Raw genomic sequence first — 15296 nt, 5'->3', positions numbered from 1 at the left:
GAACACTCAGGAAATCAGAAATCTCAAGTCATTTCCATTTTGATAGTTCATCTATTATTACTTGCTGACTTCTATATAGATTATCCTTTGGTAGTCTAACAAATATTTTATCTTCTTCTAAACAGTATTCAATAAATGTTGATATAACTCCGTTCCAGTATTCCCTAGCATTTAGTCCCTGTTGACCAAGTTTTCTAATCTTTTCAACAACACTAATATCTCTAATTTCTGTTACTAAGGCCATTTGTGAAATATAAATCTCATCATTCATGATCATTTCAATGTGAATTTTACCGCATGAAGTTATGGACAGCCTTTGTCCAGAGTAAACCTTATCATCGCTTGGATCATACGTTTGTAATAATCTATATGAAATGAGTTCTTTGATATAATTTACTATTATATCTTCATTTACACACATAGGCTCAAAATAATTTTCTATTTCTTGAAGAGTCAGATAAGATTCATGAACATCATTTGATGATGCCTCTTTATCACGTAATAGTCTCAAAATTCTTATTTTTGTTAAAGGACTTGAGACAAGATTATTTTTTAATGTAAAGAGATTTAATATAAATTGACTATGTTCCTGAGCAAATCCTTTATATTCTCCAAGAATTAAACTTTTGGTGATTTTTTGCGGGTTGATATTTTCCATATTACCCAGGATATAACTCTTCACAAGTTCATCAATTCCAAGACAAGGAGAGGTAACTACTCCCTGAAAAACTTTTAAACTACGTCTAATTTCATGATTAGCAATCCATCCAATGCGACGAGAAGTAAAGTCTTCATTAACGAAAATTTCCTCAATACATGATACAAAAGCTCCTATATCATCAATTTTAACTCTTATTCCTCTGTTAAGGAAATAAGACTTACCATTTTTTTCAGTTTCAATTTTTTTCTTAAGAAATTTTATCCTTTTATCAAGAATATCTTTAATTGATGGTACTGGCAAATAAAATGATTTAGAATCATATGATTGAAATGGACCAGATTTGGATAACTGCCAAATTGTTTTATCTGTGATTGGCACTATAATAAAAGAAAAAACTGCTCTGTGTATTGATTCTGCGACTTGAAAAACTGCTTCTTGGAATTTTTGCGAAAAATTATCTGTATTATCAAAAACAATACATGGCATTAATTTTCTTGAGCGTACTACATGATATAATAAATTTATTACATATTCCTCTAAATTGTTTTCTTTTTTATTAAAAATATATTCTCCAAATTTTATTTTAAATTCTTGACGATCTTTTTCATATAAATATTTAAATTCTCCATTTTTCCATCTTTGATATTCTTTATAAAAGATACCTTGTAGTTCTTCATACTCTGGAGAGTTACCTTTATATAATTCTTTTTCTATACAATCTTTAAGATTTTTATAAATCCATTTAGTAACATAATTTATATCTCCACTTGAATTAGCCATATCTATTTTTAGTGCTAGGCATAAACTACGCACATTTTTATCAAGAATAATTGTAAAAAACCGCTCAATAAATGTAGATTTACCCGAACCTTTTTCACCTACTATCAATACAATATCTGATGTTTTTTCTGTTTCTATAGAAAATTCTATTTCTTTCTCTAATTCCCGACCAGTACCAGAATTAAGTGATTGAATAGAGTTTAATATATTTTCAGAAATTTTCTGCATTGCTCGTTCAGCATTAATGCTGTCTTGAGTTTCTACGAAGCATTCAATGAGCATCTCTGGATCATTATCACCAGCTAAAGTAGTAAAAAATTCATTGAAAAATTTATCTAAATCTATTTGAAAATCCGATTTAGGGATCATACGATTATTGTTCATTTCGTGAACAGAATAAAGTTTTTCATAATATCCGGTTACGGAAGTTGAAAATTTCTGTATCTGTGTAAGATATCGTTTTTCTAGTACACCTTCTTTAGAAAACAAATCATAGAACATTGCAAATTTATCAGAAATTGATTCTAGAGAAGGAAAAGTAATTGAATTAGAATCAAAAAGAGGTTTTCCATCTCTAGGGAAAGGATTAAAACCTATCCAACATATTCCATTTGTAAGACCAGCAAATGTAGCACCAGTTGTTAGACAATAGTTACTAGCTTGAATAATTCCATCCTTTGCTGGCTTGATTGCAGCACCACCAAGCTTATAGGAAGATACCTTTTGGTTTGTTGTTTCTATTAATTCAAACCCTATTTTTTTTGCTTCAATAACTAGGAAATTTTTGTCGCCATATTTTAATAGATAATCAACAAATCCGCTAGCAGTGTGCGGTTCTCGTTCTATTTCTTCTTTTTCCCATCCTAAAACTTCTATTAAAATTCGATCTATAATATTTACTCGCGTATCTGTTTCTGACTTTATCTTGTCAATATAAGAGCTAACCTCATTTCTAATATAGTCAAATTTGATTTTTGCTTCGTCAATATTCATAATCTTTTTATTCCTTTTCAGAACTATTATAAAAATTACAAGTTTTTTACCGAATGAATGTGCTGTTACTATAGACCTTTCTTAGATAATGGGACATAGAAGTAGCTCCCATACTGCAAAGGCAAGAAGATTATATATGTCATTTAAATGTAATCATGCTTTTCTATAAACGGTTATTAGCCACACTATAACATCCCTCATAACACATTTTTTGCTTTATTTTCTCACATTGTCCCTAGCAGTAATAGAATAGGTAACGATCGCCTTATAAAGCCTACCAAGAACAAAAGGTAGCAATTAAGTAGCAGATTTGACAGAAGTAGAACACCAAAACTCTGTATCCAGAAGAGATTACTGAAAAGCGAAGTAAAAATTTTTATGGTTTCCCAAATTCGGTTTTTAATGTGCGCTCCCGACCACTATGATGTGGATTATGTGATTAATCCGTGGATGGAAGGGAATATTCATAAGTCCTCACGCGATCGCGCTGTGGAACAATGGAATAAATTATACAATGTTATCAAAAATCACGCCATTGTTGATTTAGTTGCACCTGAAAAAGGCTGGCCTGACATGGTATTCAGTGCCAATGCAGGTTTAGTCCTCGGTGAAAACGTTGTTCTCAGCCGCTTTTTACATAAAGAACGTCAAGGTGAAGAACCGTATTTTCAACAGTGGTTTGAAAATAATGGTTTTAATGTTTACACACTTCCCAAAGACCTGCCCTTTGAAGGTGCTGGTGACGCACTCCTAGACCGGGAAGGGCGTTGGTTATGGGCTGGATACGGTTTCCGGTCAGAATTAGATTCTCACCCCTACCTGGCTAAATGGCTGGACATTGAGGTGATTTCCCTGCGGTTGATGGATGAGCGTTTTTATCACCTTGATACCTGCTTCTGTCCTTTAGCAAATGGTTATTTGCTGTATTACCCTGGTGCTTTTGATTCCTACTCCAACCGCGTCATTGAAATGCGCGTTGCACCGGAAAAGCGTATCGCTATTGAAGAAGCCGATGCTGTTAATTTCGCTTGTAATGCAGTGAATATCGAAAGCATCGTGATTATGAATAAAGCCAGTGATAATTTAAAATCACGGTTAGCAGAAGTAGGTTTTCAAGTTATTGAAACCCCTTTGACGGAATTTCTCAAAGCTGGTGGTGCGGCTAAATGCTTGACTTTGCGGGTAACAGAACCTATTGGCGAGGAAATTCACGCTAATGTATCTGTAGAAAGTCGTGTCATTCGCATGGAAGGACACTTACTAGATGCAGGTTTAATTAACCGCGCTTTAGATTTGATTGTGGAAATGGGGGGAAGTTTCCAAGTTCTCAAATTCAACTTGGGAGAACAACGTCAAAGTACATCTGCGGCTGAGGTGAGGGTATCTGCACCATCTCACGACGTGATGGAAGAAATTATATCTCAGTTGATTGATTTGGGTGCGGTTGATTTACCCCAAGATGAACGAGATTCTAAATTAGAACCTGTGGTACAAGCGGGTGTTGCTCCTGATGATTTCTATGTTAGCACGATTTATCCGACTGAAATCCGGGTAAATGGGGAATGGCTGAAAGTCCAAAATCAACGCATGGATGGGGCGATCGCCATTTCTCAAACTCCCAATGGTATAGTAGCTAAGTGTAAACTATTGCGTGATTTGGAAATAGGCGATCGCGTCGTAGTTGATGTTTTAGGTATTCGCACTGTCCGCAAAGCTGAATCACGAGAACAACGCAACTCCCAAGAATTCAGCTTTATGTCTTCCGGTGTTTCCAGCGAAAGACGGGTGGAATTAGTCGTTGAACAAGTGGCTTGGGAATTACGTAAAATAAAGGATAGCGGTGGTAAAGTCGTGGTCACGGCTGGGCCTGTGGTGATTCATACAGGTGGCGGTGAACATCTTTCTAGATTGATTCGAGAAGGTTACGTACAGGGACTTTTAGGCGGAAATGCGATCGCTGTCCATGACATGGAACAAAATCTACTGGGAACATCCCTGGGTGTGGATATGAAGCGGGGTGTAGCTGTGCGTGGTGGACACCGACATCATTTGAAGATCATTAATACTATCCGCCGTTTTGGTAGCATTGCTAAAGCTGTAGAAGCGGGAGTGGTCAAAAGTGGAGTGATGTATGAATGTGTGAAAAATAACATTCCCTTTTCCCTCGCTGGTTCCATTCGGGATGATGGCCCTTTACCAGATACGCAAATGAACCTGATTTTAGCACAACAGGAATATTCTCAAATCATCCAAGGTGCGGATATGATTTTGATGTTATCTTCTATGCTGCATTCTATTGGGGTGGGAAATATGACTCCCGCAGGTGTGAGGATGGTTTGTGTGGATATTAACCCAGCGGTAGTGACGAAATTGAGCGATCGCGGTTCAATAGAATCTGTTGGTGTGGTGACTGATGTAGGTTTATTCCTCAGTCTGTTAATTCAACAGTTGGATAAGTTGACGAGTCCTTATGTTGCTAATGTAGGTTAAGAATTTTCTCACGCAAAGACACAAAGACGCTAAGGGTTTTTGTGTCTTTGTTTTTTTCACGCTCCAGGCGCAGAGAACGCAGAGAGTTATAATATAAAAAATATGAAGAAAAGGAGATGATTAGTGATGTTACAAACTGTGAAAGGAAGCTATAAAAATGGAAAAATTGAGTTAGCTGAGATTCCGAAAAATATATTAGACCTCTCCGGAAATATGGTAGAGACGTTCCGCCGGAACGTCTCTACAAGGGTTTCAAACCACGCACATTTAATTACCGGAGATGTCTATTAGAAAGTGAAGTTTTAATTACTTTTATAGAAACTATAAAACCAGAAAATATTGCTGTCAAAAGTTCAACAACAGAATTATTTAGTCCCCTCCGTGGTAAGATTCAATATTTTGAAGATATCACCACACCCACAACTGAAGAATGGGGCGAAATATGACTTCCCGATGGACAATTTTGTATAGGTCAAGATTGTGGTATTTATTGGCACGAAACTGAACCACCAGAAAAAGGTACAGTTGCACCAGATTGGTTTTATGTCCCTGATGTAGCACCAAGATTAGCAGGTAAAATTCGCCGTTCTTATGTATTATGGCGGGAATATATACCCCCATTAATTGCGATAGAATTAGCCAGTGGTAATGGTAACGAAGAACGAGATACAACTCCTCTATCTGGTTTACAGGAAGGTGAAAAACCTGGTAAATTTTGGGTATATGAAAGAGTTATTCGCATTCCCTATTATGCTATTTATGAAATTAATAATGATAAATTAGAAGTTTATCATTTGGTAGATTTTTCTTACCAAAAAATGTAGCCTAACGAACGCGGACATTATCCCATTCCCCCTTTAGGTGTAGAATTAGGATTATGGCTAGGAAGTTACTTAAATATAGGACTTACGCAAGATTGAACTCAAAACCTGATTCTTGCGTAGGGGTAATTCATGAATTACCCCTACTTCCGTTCTGTTTTGCGTAAGTCCTGAAATAATCCTGAACAACTTTGGCTGCGCTGGTGGGATTTAGATGGTAATTTATTATTATTGGGTAAAGAAGAAGCCCAATTACAAAGATTAAGGGCTGAACAAGCAGAACTTAAAGCTGCAAAATTAGCAGCACGTTTACGGGAAATGGGTATAAATACAGATGATGATTTATAATCGTTTTGGGCATTGAAGAAAACGAACCACAGAGGCACAGAGGACACAGAGAGAATATGGAAAGGGTAGTTTTGTTAAGAGGGTTACGGGTTAATTGGGTGAGTTTTTTTGCTGATTTCCTGTTAGTAGGAATGGTTTTTGGTCCACCTATTGCGCCTTTTCTCGCTGCTTCTGGCGTGTTTTTACTTCCAGGAATTGCGGATATTATTTACTTTATGGGTAATCATGTATGTCCGCAGCCTACTATGGGTTTGGAGTTATCGTCACCTTTCATTATGGCAGTTTGTATGCGCTGTTATGGGACGGTGACGGGATTATTAATTACTCGGATTTTGTATGCTTTAACTAATGGAAAAGGCGTTTTTTGGTTAAGTCAATATGGTTGGATTGGTGCGGCTTTTGCTAGTGTATTAATGATGGCTTATCCGTTGGAATTAGCAGCGCAAGTTTTCGGTTTATGGGATTTTAATAATTATATTGTCACCCCTTTTGGTTTAATTACTGGTTTGGCTTGGGGTTTATTTACTATGCCAATTCTGCACAAGTAGAAAGAGGTGCGAACCAGTTAGATTCAATCTACCACTGCCACGACCATATATAATATTCGTTAGCATTTTTTACTCCCTTTGATGAAAATAACGTGATTTAAGTCACGCACCCTGCATAACTACTAAAGAATTTTAATAACTAATTTTTGAAGATAGAGGAAAAGCGTTGTATTGGTTCCCTTTTTAATCCATAGCTCTCTGATTCATCTCCTGAGTTTAGTTTAATAGTCTTGTATTTCCAGTTGACTAGCAACAGTAGTAAAGTCAAAAACCGATTTTTTTAGATCCATATATTCTTGAGTAGTAAGGCTGTATTTTTCGTAATATTGATTTAAAAAACTGAACAGTGATAACTTAACTGACTCGATTTTTGCCCTTGTCCTAGCCGCCATCATAGCTTGAGATAAACTAGGATAAATGTGGTTATTGCTAATCCCTATTTCTTCATTAGGCATCCAACACTTAAATACATAGCCTTTTGATAAAGGTATTAATTCAATTAACCAGCCATAATATGAATCTTTCCACTTCATTGACAAACTCTTTATTGGCTTAACAATCATCTACACTATCAGCATATAACCTATATATGCAATTACCGTGCAGGATTTGTGCAGAATTTGTGTAGATCAAATCTTATCAAGGGTTGTATGATGTTGGTGAGCCTATTTTTCTCTAACAATACACTTAATAAATGAAGCTTCTGAGATATGAAAATCCGGTAGAGACAGTTCATAAATCGTCTCTACATTTAATACATTACCCATAAATTCTTGATGAATTTGTATCAGTTGAGACGATATCCCAAACCATGAACAGTTTCAATCAATGTTTCTGGCGCACCTAAAGCTCTTAACTTTTGCCGAAGACACTTAATATGCGATCGCACTGTTTCCTCTACAGGAGAGTCATCAACAGACCAAACTTGCTCAATAATGCTAGAACGGCTCAATACTCTTCTACCGTTTGCAACCAGCAATTCTAAAATTGCATACTCTTTAGGAGTCAATGAGATAATATGACCATCATAAGTTGTTTCGTAAGTACTTGGATTTAAATATAACTTATCCCAAGACAAACTAACTGTTGTCGATGAACTACCACGTCTGAGTAAAGCACGTATCCGAGCCATTAATTCTTCTAAGTCAAATGGCTTTGCTACATAATCATCTGCTCCTGCATCTAAACCAGCAATCTTATCAGCTACAGTATCACGGGCTGTTAACATTAGTACTGGTGCTGTCGAATTGCGATGTGCTGGACTGTTGGTGCTAGTGGTACGTAAGCGTTGACAAAACCTGATTCCATCTAGCTTTGGCAAAGTTACATCCAGCACTACTAAGTCGTACTTCATCAACTCTGTTGAGTGCCAAGCTGCTTCTCCATCTTTAGCAACATCTACTACATACTGTCTTCTGGTTAAAGCTTCTGTAAGTGCTTCTGCCAGTTGAATATCATCTTCAACTATCAGAATTCGCATAATTTGTCCCTTATTCAACAGGCGATTTTCAGTTAGACTCTAACTTTATCATTTTTATCACCAGAGGATATTTCCAAAAGTGTTAATAGTGTGGTTCAAAAGATCAAAACATCACTTTTTAACGCAGAAAATAATATTCTTACGAGTTTATAAATGGATATTTTATGAAATGGTATTTCCCTAGAAAATGGATTGTGGCTGGTTTTTCTTTAACTATATTACTGATGAGTCTAGTTGCCTTGGCTTCATTTAATAACACCAATGAAATTAAGCAAAATGCTAACAAGGTTCAGTATACTTATGAAACTCTCAATACTTTAGCTGACTTTTATGCAGCTATGACAGTGGCAGAATCTGCACGGCGAGGTTATATATTCTTGAGCAGTAAGCAGGATTTAAATCGTTATCAAAATGCAGTCCAAAATATCCGCTCTAACCTCAATTTATTAGAGGGTAAAATACATCCTAGTCTCAGCCAAAGACAAAATTTTGAAAAATTTAAATTATTAGTGAATCAAAGATTATCCCTATTAGATGAATCCATAGAACTTTATCAAAAAGATAAAAATGCTTTGGAGAGACAAAATAATATTACAATACAAAGTATTGATATTAGAGAAAAAATAGTTCCCATAAGTTCAGAGATTCAATCTGAAGAAAAACGTTACCTGCAAACCTCTCTCAATGGGTCGGAACAGACGATTCACTTACGGATATTCATAGAAATACTAGGGACTATTTTAAGTCTTGGGGTGATTTATAGTTTGTGTTGTATTCTTGAACGTCAATGGGTAAAACGTGAACAACTGAAATCTTTGGCATCTTCTCTCGCTCAAGAAAAGAAGATTGGGGAATTAAAGGTTCAGCTATTTTCTATGATTTCTCATGAATTTCGTACACCTTTAAGTGTAATATTGCTTTCATCTCAATTATTACGTGAGATTCTTGTAGACTTGGTGGATAAACAGGAATTAAAGAATCTTGATCGCATTCAGTCTTCAGCGAAGTTAATCAATCATTTGTTAACGGATATACTAACTTTAACTAGGGCCGAAGCAGGTGAACTAGATTATAAACCTCAATTAATAAATGTAGAAAACTTTTGTTTGAATCTGCTGGAAGAAGTGCAGATGTTTAGTCGTACAAATCATATTATAAATTTTATCAAGAAGGGTCAATCTTTTCCTGCTATTCTAGATGAAAAATTGTTGTACTCCATTCTTAGCAATTTACTTTTAAATGCCATCAAATATTCGACATCTGGGGGTAGCATATCCTTGGTTTTAAATTCTCAAGCAGATGCTACTATCTTTCAGGTGATAGATGAGGGTATAGGCATTTCCCCAGCGGAACAGGATAAGATTTATGAGCCTTTTTATCGTTGCCAAAATGCCGAAAGCATTGTCGGAACTGGGTTAGGATTGCCAGTTGTTAAGAAATGCGTAGAAAGACACCAGGGAGAAATTTCTGTAGAAAGTAAAGTGGGAGTAGGAACAACATTTACTGTGAAAATTCCTCTGGCTAATAATTAACCGCAGATAAACACAGATGAAAACAGGTCTCATCTACTCTTGTATTACTCTCTGCGCCTCTGCGGGAAATAAAATACTATTTCGCCATTTTAAACCACTCTGTCACCCCATCAGCTAAAGTCTTCGCCATTTTCTTTTGTTCCTCTGGGTTCACCACCTCTTCAAACTCATAGGGATTACTCATAAAACCTAATTCCAGTAATACCGCAGGTGCGACAGAGGGACGAGTTAGAGCTAAATTATTCCAAAACACACCATAGGAAGGTTTACGGAGTTTATTCACCACGTAATTTTGTAAAAATACTGCGGGGTTATGTGATTGAGGGTGATACCAAAAACTACCGAAGCCTTTGGTTTTTTCCGCATCACCATTATCTGGTAAGGAATTATAATGGATAGAAAGAGCGATCGCAGGTTGTTCTTTACTAATTATCTCCTGACGTTCCACTAAAGACACATCTCGATCATCTTCTCTTGTCATCACCACTTTTGCACCACGCTGTACTAACTCATCCCGCAGTAATTTAGAAACCACCAAATTCACATCTTTTTCTGGATACCCCGTTGGACCAATTGCACCAGATTCTTTACCACCATGACCCGGATCAAGTAAAATCTTGATACCAGATAAGGGTTTTCTACTCTGAATATTCGGTGCATGACGCAAACTCAAGACCAGGGTTGTGTTGTCGTATTTCAGGTTATATCCCCACTGTTGGAGCTTTTTGAGGTTAAATGTGTATTTCACCTGTTGAGGATTCACCTGTTGCCAATCCAGGCGAGAAATTAGAGGGTCATCATCCAGACGAATGGTATCAGTTTGAGCAGTGGTATTGTAAAGTGTGAGAGTAAAATTGCGATCGCTTTGTTCCACACTCACAGGTACAGGCATTTGCAAGGGGAAACGTATCTCCGTCGTTCCAGCTAGTTGACGATATCCCACACTGCGAATGACTGTTTGTGGGGCAACTGCACCTGGTATAATTTTGGTTTCTTTACTATTGATCCAAGCCCCATAATCTAAGCGTAACCAATCACCATCTCTACCTGTAACGCTTGCCCTTGTCCCTTTTGGTAATGGTGTCAGTCGGGAATGATCGGTACTAGAACCCGTGCGTGCAACCCCTGATGCGGCTGTTACCTCTACAACTGGTAATTGTGCAGGTGCAATAATTTCAACTTTGCCCTTACCAGCTTCCGTCATAGTCTGACCATTTAATGTCAAACTAAATTGAGGTTGTCCCAAATCAGCAGCATTGGTGATAGTTGTACAACCTTGGTAGTTGCGAATATTAGTATTAGAGATAGTAGCCTGATTTCGCCCGGTTAAAATGCTGGAATTAGCAGGTAATTGTGCTTCTGGTGATTGTGGTGACAAGGGAATAGTTTGATTAGCTAACTTCACTGAGACATTAGCTTGAGGAGGTGCAACTGCACCAAAACAAATCAGTTCTCCGGGCAGTCTAGCAATATCAACAGCGGGAGTTAGAGAATCTTTAGCAAAACCTAACCCATCTGGTAACTGAGGTTGAGTAGAAAGCCTTGTTACCTTAATCTCTCGTTCCTGATTTTGGTAACGTACCTTAAATACATTCTCGCCTAATTTTAAGGGGAAACTAGGCGCAAAATGACCAGCCTGACTGCGGTTGATTTGTCTATCATTAATTAGAACTGGTGCATCTGGTGGTGCTGTACCGATAAAAAATATTTTTTCTGTACTGGTTTGGTGGTTTGCTGGAGGATAAACCACTAAAAATGATGGTTGTGGTTGTGCCAAAGCAAGGGAGGAGGTGAAAATAAAGCTAAATATTGCTAATCCTAAAAGTTTTTTCACGGTAAAAATACAAAATATTTAATTAAAGTGAATGTTGTAAAATAACCAATATTCTATTTTGTCATTTTAAACCACTCTGTCACCCCATCAGCTAACGTCTTCGCAATTTTCCTCTGTTGTTGAGAGTTGACTATCTCTTCAAACTCATCAGCATTACTCATCAAACGAAACTCTAATAAAACCGCAGGTGCAGATGAGGGACGAGTCAGGGCTAAATTATTCCAAAACACGCCATAGGAAGGTTCAAGGCGTTTGTTAACTAGGTAATTATGTAAAAATACTGCGAGGCTATGTGCCTGTGGATGATACCAAAAACTCACCAACCCCCTAGTTTTTTCTACTTTACTATCATCAGCTAAAAAGTTGTAATGGATAGAAAGAGAAATGGCAGGTTGTTCTTTACTAATTATCTCCTGACGTTCCACTAAAGACACAACCCGATCATCTTCTCTTGTCATCACCACTGTTGCACCACGCTGCACCAACTCATCCCGCAGTAACTTCGATAACACCAAATTTACATCTTTTGCTAAATACCCGTTCGGTCCACTTGAACCAGATTCTTTACCACCGTGTCCTGGATCAAGTAAAATCTTGATACCAGATAAAGGCAGGAGTTTTCTGGTGTGAATATTCGGTGCATGACGCAAACTCAAGACCAGGGTTGTATAGTCGTATTTCAGTTTATACCCCCACTGTTGGAGATTTTTGAGGTTGAAGATGTACTTGACCTGTGTAGGAGTCACCTGTTGCCAATCTAGGCGAGAAATTAGGGAGTTATCATCTATGCGAATTGTATCGGTTTGGGCAGTGGTATTGTAGAGAGTGAGAGTCAAAGTACCCTCACTTTGTTCGACACTCACAGGTACAGCCGCTTGTAACGGGAAAAGTATTTCTGTTTCACCTGCACGCTGACGATATCCCACACTACGAATTACTGTTTGTGGTGGTACGGCATCTGGTATAATTTTGGTTTCCTTGCTATTGATCCAAGCCCCATAGTCTAAGCGTAACCAATCACCTTTTCTACCTGTAACTGTTGCCCTTGTTCCTTTTGGTAGTGGTGTCAGTCGAGAATAATCTGTACTTGGGCCAGTACGAGTCACACCTGATGCGGCAATTACCTCAGTAACTGGCAGTTGTGTAGGTGTCAGAATTGAGATTTTGCCTGGACTTAGTTGAGTAGCAGTATTACCATTCAATGTCAAACTAAATAGAGGTTGTCCTAAATCGGCAACTTTGGCCACTGTTGTACAGCCTTGATATTTGTTAGGACTAGAAGTAGTAGGCTGATTTTTTCCCGTTAGTACACTTGAATTAATAGGTAATTGCGCCTGTGGTGGTTGTAGTGACAAGGGAATGGTTTGATTAGCCAGCTTGACAGAGACACTCGCTTGAGGAGGTGCAATTGCGCCAAAACAAATCAGTTCTCCCGGTAGTCTAGCAATATCGACAGCAGGAGTTAGAGAATCTTTGGTAAAGCCTAAACCTTGTAGTAATTCTGGTTGAGTAGAAAGCCTTGTTACCTTAATCTCTCGTTCCTGATTTTGGTAACGTATCTTAAACACATTCTCTCCTAACTGTAAGGGCAAACTGAGAGAAAAATGACCAGTCTGGCTGCGAGTAATTGGTCTACCATTGATGAGGACTTGTCCATCGGGTGCTGCTGTACCGATAAAAAATATTTTTTCTGTACTGGTTTGGTAGTTTGTTGGGGGAAAAACTACTAGGAGTGATGTTTGTGCGAAAGCAATGGAGGAGGTAAACAGACAGTTAAATACTACTAATCCTAAGACTTTTTTCACGATAAAACACAGAAGATTTCAGGATAGTGACTGTGAGACAATAGGCAATATCAGGATCAACAATGAAGTATGAAAAATCAGGAGTCAGGAGTCAGGAGGAGGCAGTGCGGTGGACGACTTGTAGCAACTGCCGTCAACTACCGTTCAGAATGTTTGATAAATCGGTAGATGATTGAATAGTGAGTGATATTTGGTGTAACCGTTAAAAAGCTGACTGCTGAACGCTGACAGCTGAATGCTTACGCTTTATCCTTCAAGAGACGGGATGTATTTTTAGAAGTTACTAGAAATTGAAAATACTATGACTAAGTTTATCTTTGTAACTGGAGGCGTTGTTTCCAGTATTGGTAAAGGCATTGTAGCAGCAAGTTTGGGGAGGTTGCTTAAATCGCGGGATTATTCGGTATCAATTCTCAAACTCGATCCTTATATTAATGTTGATCCAGGTACAATGAGTCCCTTTCAACATGGAGAAGTTTTTGTTACTCAAGATGGTGCAGAAACTGATTTAGATTTGGGACATTATGAACGTTTTACTGATACTTCCATGTCCCGATTAAACAGCGTTACTACTGGCTTAATTTATCAGTCAGTAATTAATAAGGAACGCCGTGGGGACTATAATGGTGGAACGGTGCAAGTAATTCCTCATATTACTAATGAAATTAAAGATCGAATTCTTAGAGTTGCTAAAGAAACTAATCCTTCAGCCGTAATTACCGAAATTGGTGGAACTGTAGGTGATATTGAATCACTGCCATTTTTAGAAGCAATTCGTCAGTTACGTAAAGAGGTAGGACGGCAAAATGTTTTGTATCTGCACGTCACGCTTTTGCCTTGGATAGCCTCAGCGGGTGAGATGAAAACCAAGCCCACGCAACATTCTGTTAAGGAACTAAGATCAATTGGCATTCAACCAGATATTTTAGTATGTCGGAGCGATCGCCCCATCCCTGTAGGTTTGAAACAAAAATTATCAGAATTTTGCGATGTACCAGTAGAATGTGTCATCAATTGTCAAGATGCTAGTAGTATCTATGAAGTCCCCTTGATTTTAGAACGGGAAGGTTTGGCAGAGCAAACTTTAGACCTACTGCAAATGGAACAACGTCAACCCAACTTGACGCAGTGGGAAACAATGGTAGAACGGATGTATAGTCCCAAATACAGCGTCGAAATTGCCATTGTTGGTAAATATGTCCGTTTAAGTGATGCTTATCTATCTGTAGTCGAGTCCTTACGCCATGCTGCTATTGCTACTCATGGCGATTTGCGTTTGCGGTGGGTAAACTCAGAAGTCTTAGAAAATGAACCACCAGAAAACTATCTTGCAGGTGTTGATGGTATCATTGTTCCCGGTGGTTTTGGTAGTCGGGGTATAGATGGAAAAATTGCCGCCATTAAATACGCACGCGATCGCCAAATTCCCTTTTTAGGTTTATGCTTAGGAATGCAATGTTCTGTAATTGAATGGGCTAGAAATGTTGAAGGCTTAATTGATGCTAACAGTGCTGAATTTGACCCCTACACCAAAGACCCAGTTATTAACCTCTTGCCAGAACAACAAGATGTGGTTGATTTAGGCGGAACCATGCGTTTAGGACTTTATCCCTGTCGCGTTCAACCGGGTACATTAGCCTTTGAACTATATCAAGAAGAAGTAATTTATGAACGCCATCGTCATCGTTATGAGTTTAACAACCTTTATCGCACTGCTTTGTTAGACTCTGGCTATGTTGTGAGTGGGACCTCCCCCGATGGGCGTTTAGTGGAAATTGTCGAATATTCCCAGCATCCATTCTTTATAGCTTGCCAATTTCACCCAGAATTTCAATCTCGTCCCAGTACCCCCCATCCTTTATTTAAAGGATTCATGGAAGCTTCCATTTCCCGTACTCATCACACCGCCACTACTCCTAAACCAGTTCAGGTTTCTTAATTTGGGGACTGGGGACTGGGGACTGGGGACTGGGGACTGGGGACTGGGGACTGGGGACTGGGGAC

10 protein-coding genes are annotated in these 15296 nt (G+C 38.1%); 5 read left to right on the top strand and 5 right to left on the bottom strand.

The window, feature by feature from the left end; genetic code table 11:
- Nucleotides 1-28: 28 nt before the first annotated feature.
- Nucleotides 29-2434 carry a hypothetical protein gene (locus H6G06_RS23795; RefSeq protein WP_190564539.1) on the bottom strand — a complete coding sequence of 802 codons (2406 nt, stop codon included), beginning with the start codon at nt 2432-2434 and terminating at the stop codon, nt 29-31.
- A 378-nt stretch (nt 2435-2812) separates the two neighbouring features.
- On the opposite strand from H6G06_RS23795, the gene argZ reads away from it, so the two are divergent.
- The 3 genes from argZ (at nt 2813) to H6G06_RS23780 (ending at nt 6641) form a co-directional block, all read left to right on the top strand.
- Nucleotides 2813-4924 carry a bifunctional arginine dihydrolase/ornithine cyclodeaminase gene (gene argZ, locus H6G06_RS23790; protein WP_190564538.1) on the top strand — a complete coding sequence of 704 codons (2112 nt, stop codon included), beginning with the start codon at nt 2813-2815 and terminating at the stop codon, nt 4922-4924.
- A gap of 467 nt (nt 4925-5391) precedes the next feature.
- On the top strand, nt 5392-5748 hold the full coding sequence (locus tag H6G06_RS27640) for a Uma2 family endonuclease (protein ID WP_422387064.1): 357 nt from the start codon (nt 5392-5394) through the stop codon (nt 5746-5748).
- 401 nt (nt 5749-6149) lie between these two features.
- Nucleotides 6150-6641, top strand: coding sequence for a DUF2085 domain-containing protein (locus H6G06_RS23780; protein ID WP_190564537.1), 492 nt, complete (start codon nt 6150-6152; stop codon nt 6639-6641).
- 221 nt (nt 6642-6862) lie between these two features.
- Here H6G06_RS23780 and H6G06_RS23775 read toward each other — a convergent pair whose 3' ends face one another.
- Together H6G06_RS23775 and H6G06_RS23770 are read right to left on the bottom strand one after the other, a co-directional pair.
- Complete coding sequence (locus H6G06_RS23775) at nt 6863-7174, bottom strand: hypothetical protein (protein ID WP_190564536.1); 312 nt, start codon at nt 7172-7174, stop codon at nt 6863-6865.
- Between the two features lie 254 nt (nt 7175-7428).
- Nucleotides 7429-8121, bottom strand: coding sequence for a response regulator transcription factor (locus tag H6G06_RS23770; RefSeq protein ID WP_190564535.1), 693 nt, complete (start codon nt 8119-8121; stop codon nt 7429-7431).
- A gap of 164 nt (nt 8122-8285) precedes the next feature.
- Here H6G06_RS23770 and H6G06_RS23765 point away from each other — a divergent pair, with 164 nt between their 5' ends.
- The gene (locus tag H6G06_RS23765; protein ID WP_190564534.1) at nt 8286-9653 is read left to right on the top strand and encodes a sensor histidine kinase; all 1368 of its coding nucleotides are present in this window, start codon (nt 8286-8288) and stop codon (nt 9651-9653) included.
- A 76-nt stretch (nt 9654-9729) separates the two neighbouring features.
- On the opposite strand, the gene H6G06_RS23760 is transcribed toward H6G06_RS23765, so the two are convergent.
- Together H6G06_RS23760 and H6G06_RS23755 are read right to left on the bottom strand one after the other, a co-directional pair.
- Complete coding sequence (locus tag H6G06_RS23760) at nt 9730-11487, bottom strand: N-acetylmuramoyl-L-alanine amidase (RefSeq protein ID WP_190564533.1); 1758 nt, start codon at nt 11485-11487, stop codon at nt 9730-9732.
- A gap of 53 nt (nt 11488-11540) precedes the next feature.
- Nucleotides 11541-13292, bottom strand: a complete 1752-nt coding sequence (locus H6G06_RS23755) for an N-acetylmuramoyl-L-alanine amidase (RefSeq protein ID WP_190564532.1) — start codon at nt 13290-13292, stop codon at nt 11541-11543.
- A gap of 301 nt (nt 13293-13593) precedes the next feature.
- Between H6G06_RS23755 and H6G06_RS23750 the strand changes: the two genes are divergently transcribed.
- Entirely contained in the window at nt 13594-15231 is a 1638-nt protein-coding gene (locus H6G06_RS23750; RefSeq protein ID WP_190564531.1) for a CTP synthase, read from the top strand.
- Nucleotides 15232-15296 lie beyond the last annotated feature (65 nt).

Origin of the sequence: Anabaena sphaerica FACHB-251 (assembly GCF_014696825.1) — a bacterium.
GTDB lineage: Bacteria > Cyanobacteriota > Cyanobacteriia > Cyanobacteriales > Nostocaceae > RDYJ01.
This window is presented reverse-complemented; position numbering and strand designations above follow the sequence as displayed.

What these genes read in the sequence shown, in the direction of transcription:
- H6G06_RS23795 (WP_190564539.1), bottom strand. Translation starts at nt 2,434, where the DNA reads ATGAATATTGACGAAGCAAAAATCAAATTTGACTATATTAGAAATGAG.
- argZ (WP_190564538.1), top strand. Translation starts at nt 2,813, where the DNA reads ATGGTTTCCCAAATTCGGTTTTTAATGTGCGCTCCCGACCACTATGAT.
- H6G06_RS23780 (WP_190564537.1), top strand. Translation starts at nt 6,150, where the DNA reads ATGGAAAGGGTAGTTTTGTTAAGAGGGTTACGGGTTAATTGGGTGAGT.
- H6G06_RS23775 (WP_190564536.1), bottom strand. Translation starts at nt 7,174, where the DNA reads ATGAAGTGGAAAGATTCATATTATGGCTGGTTAATTGAATTAATACCT.
- H6G06_RS23770 (WP_190564535.1), bottom strand. Translation starts at nt 8,121, where the DNA reads ATGCGAATTCTGATAGTTGAAGATGATATTCAACTGGCAGAAGCACTT.
- H6G06_RS23765 (WP_190564534.1), top strand. Translation starts at nt 8,286, where the DNA reads ATGAAATGGTATTTCCCTAGAAAATGGATTGTGGCTGGTTTTTCTTTA.
- H6G06_RS23750 (WP_190564531.1), top strand. Translation starts at nt 13,594, where the DNA reads ATGACTAAGTTTATCTTTGTAACTGGAGGCGTTGTTTCCAGTATTGGT.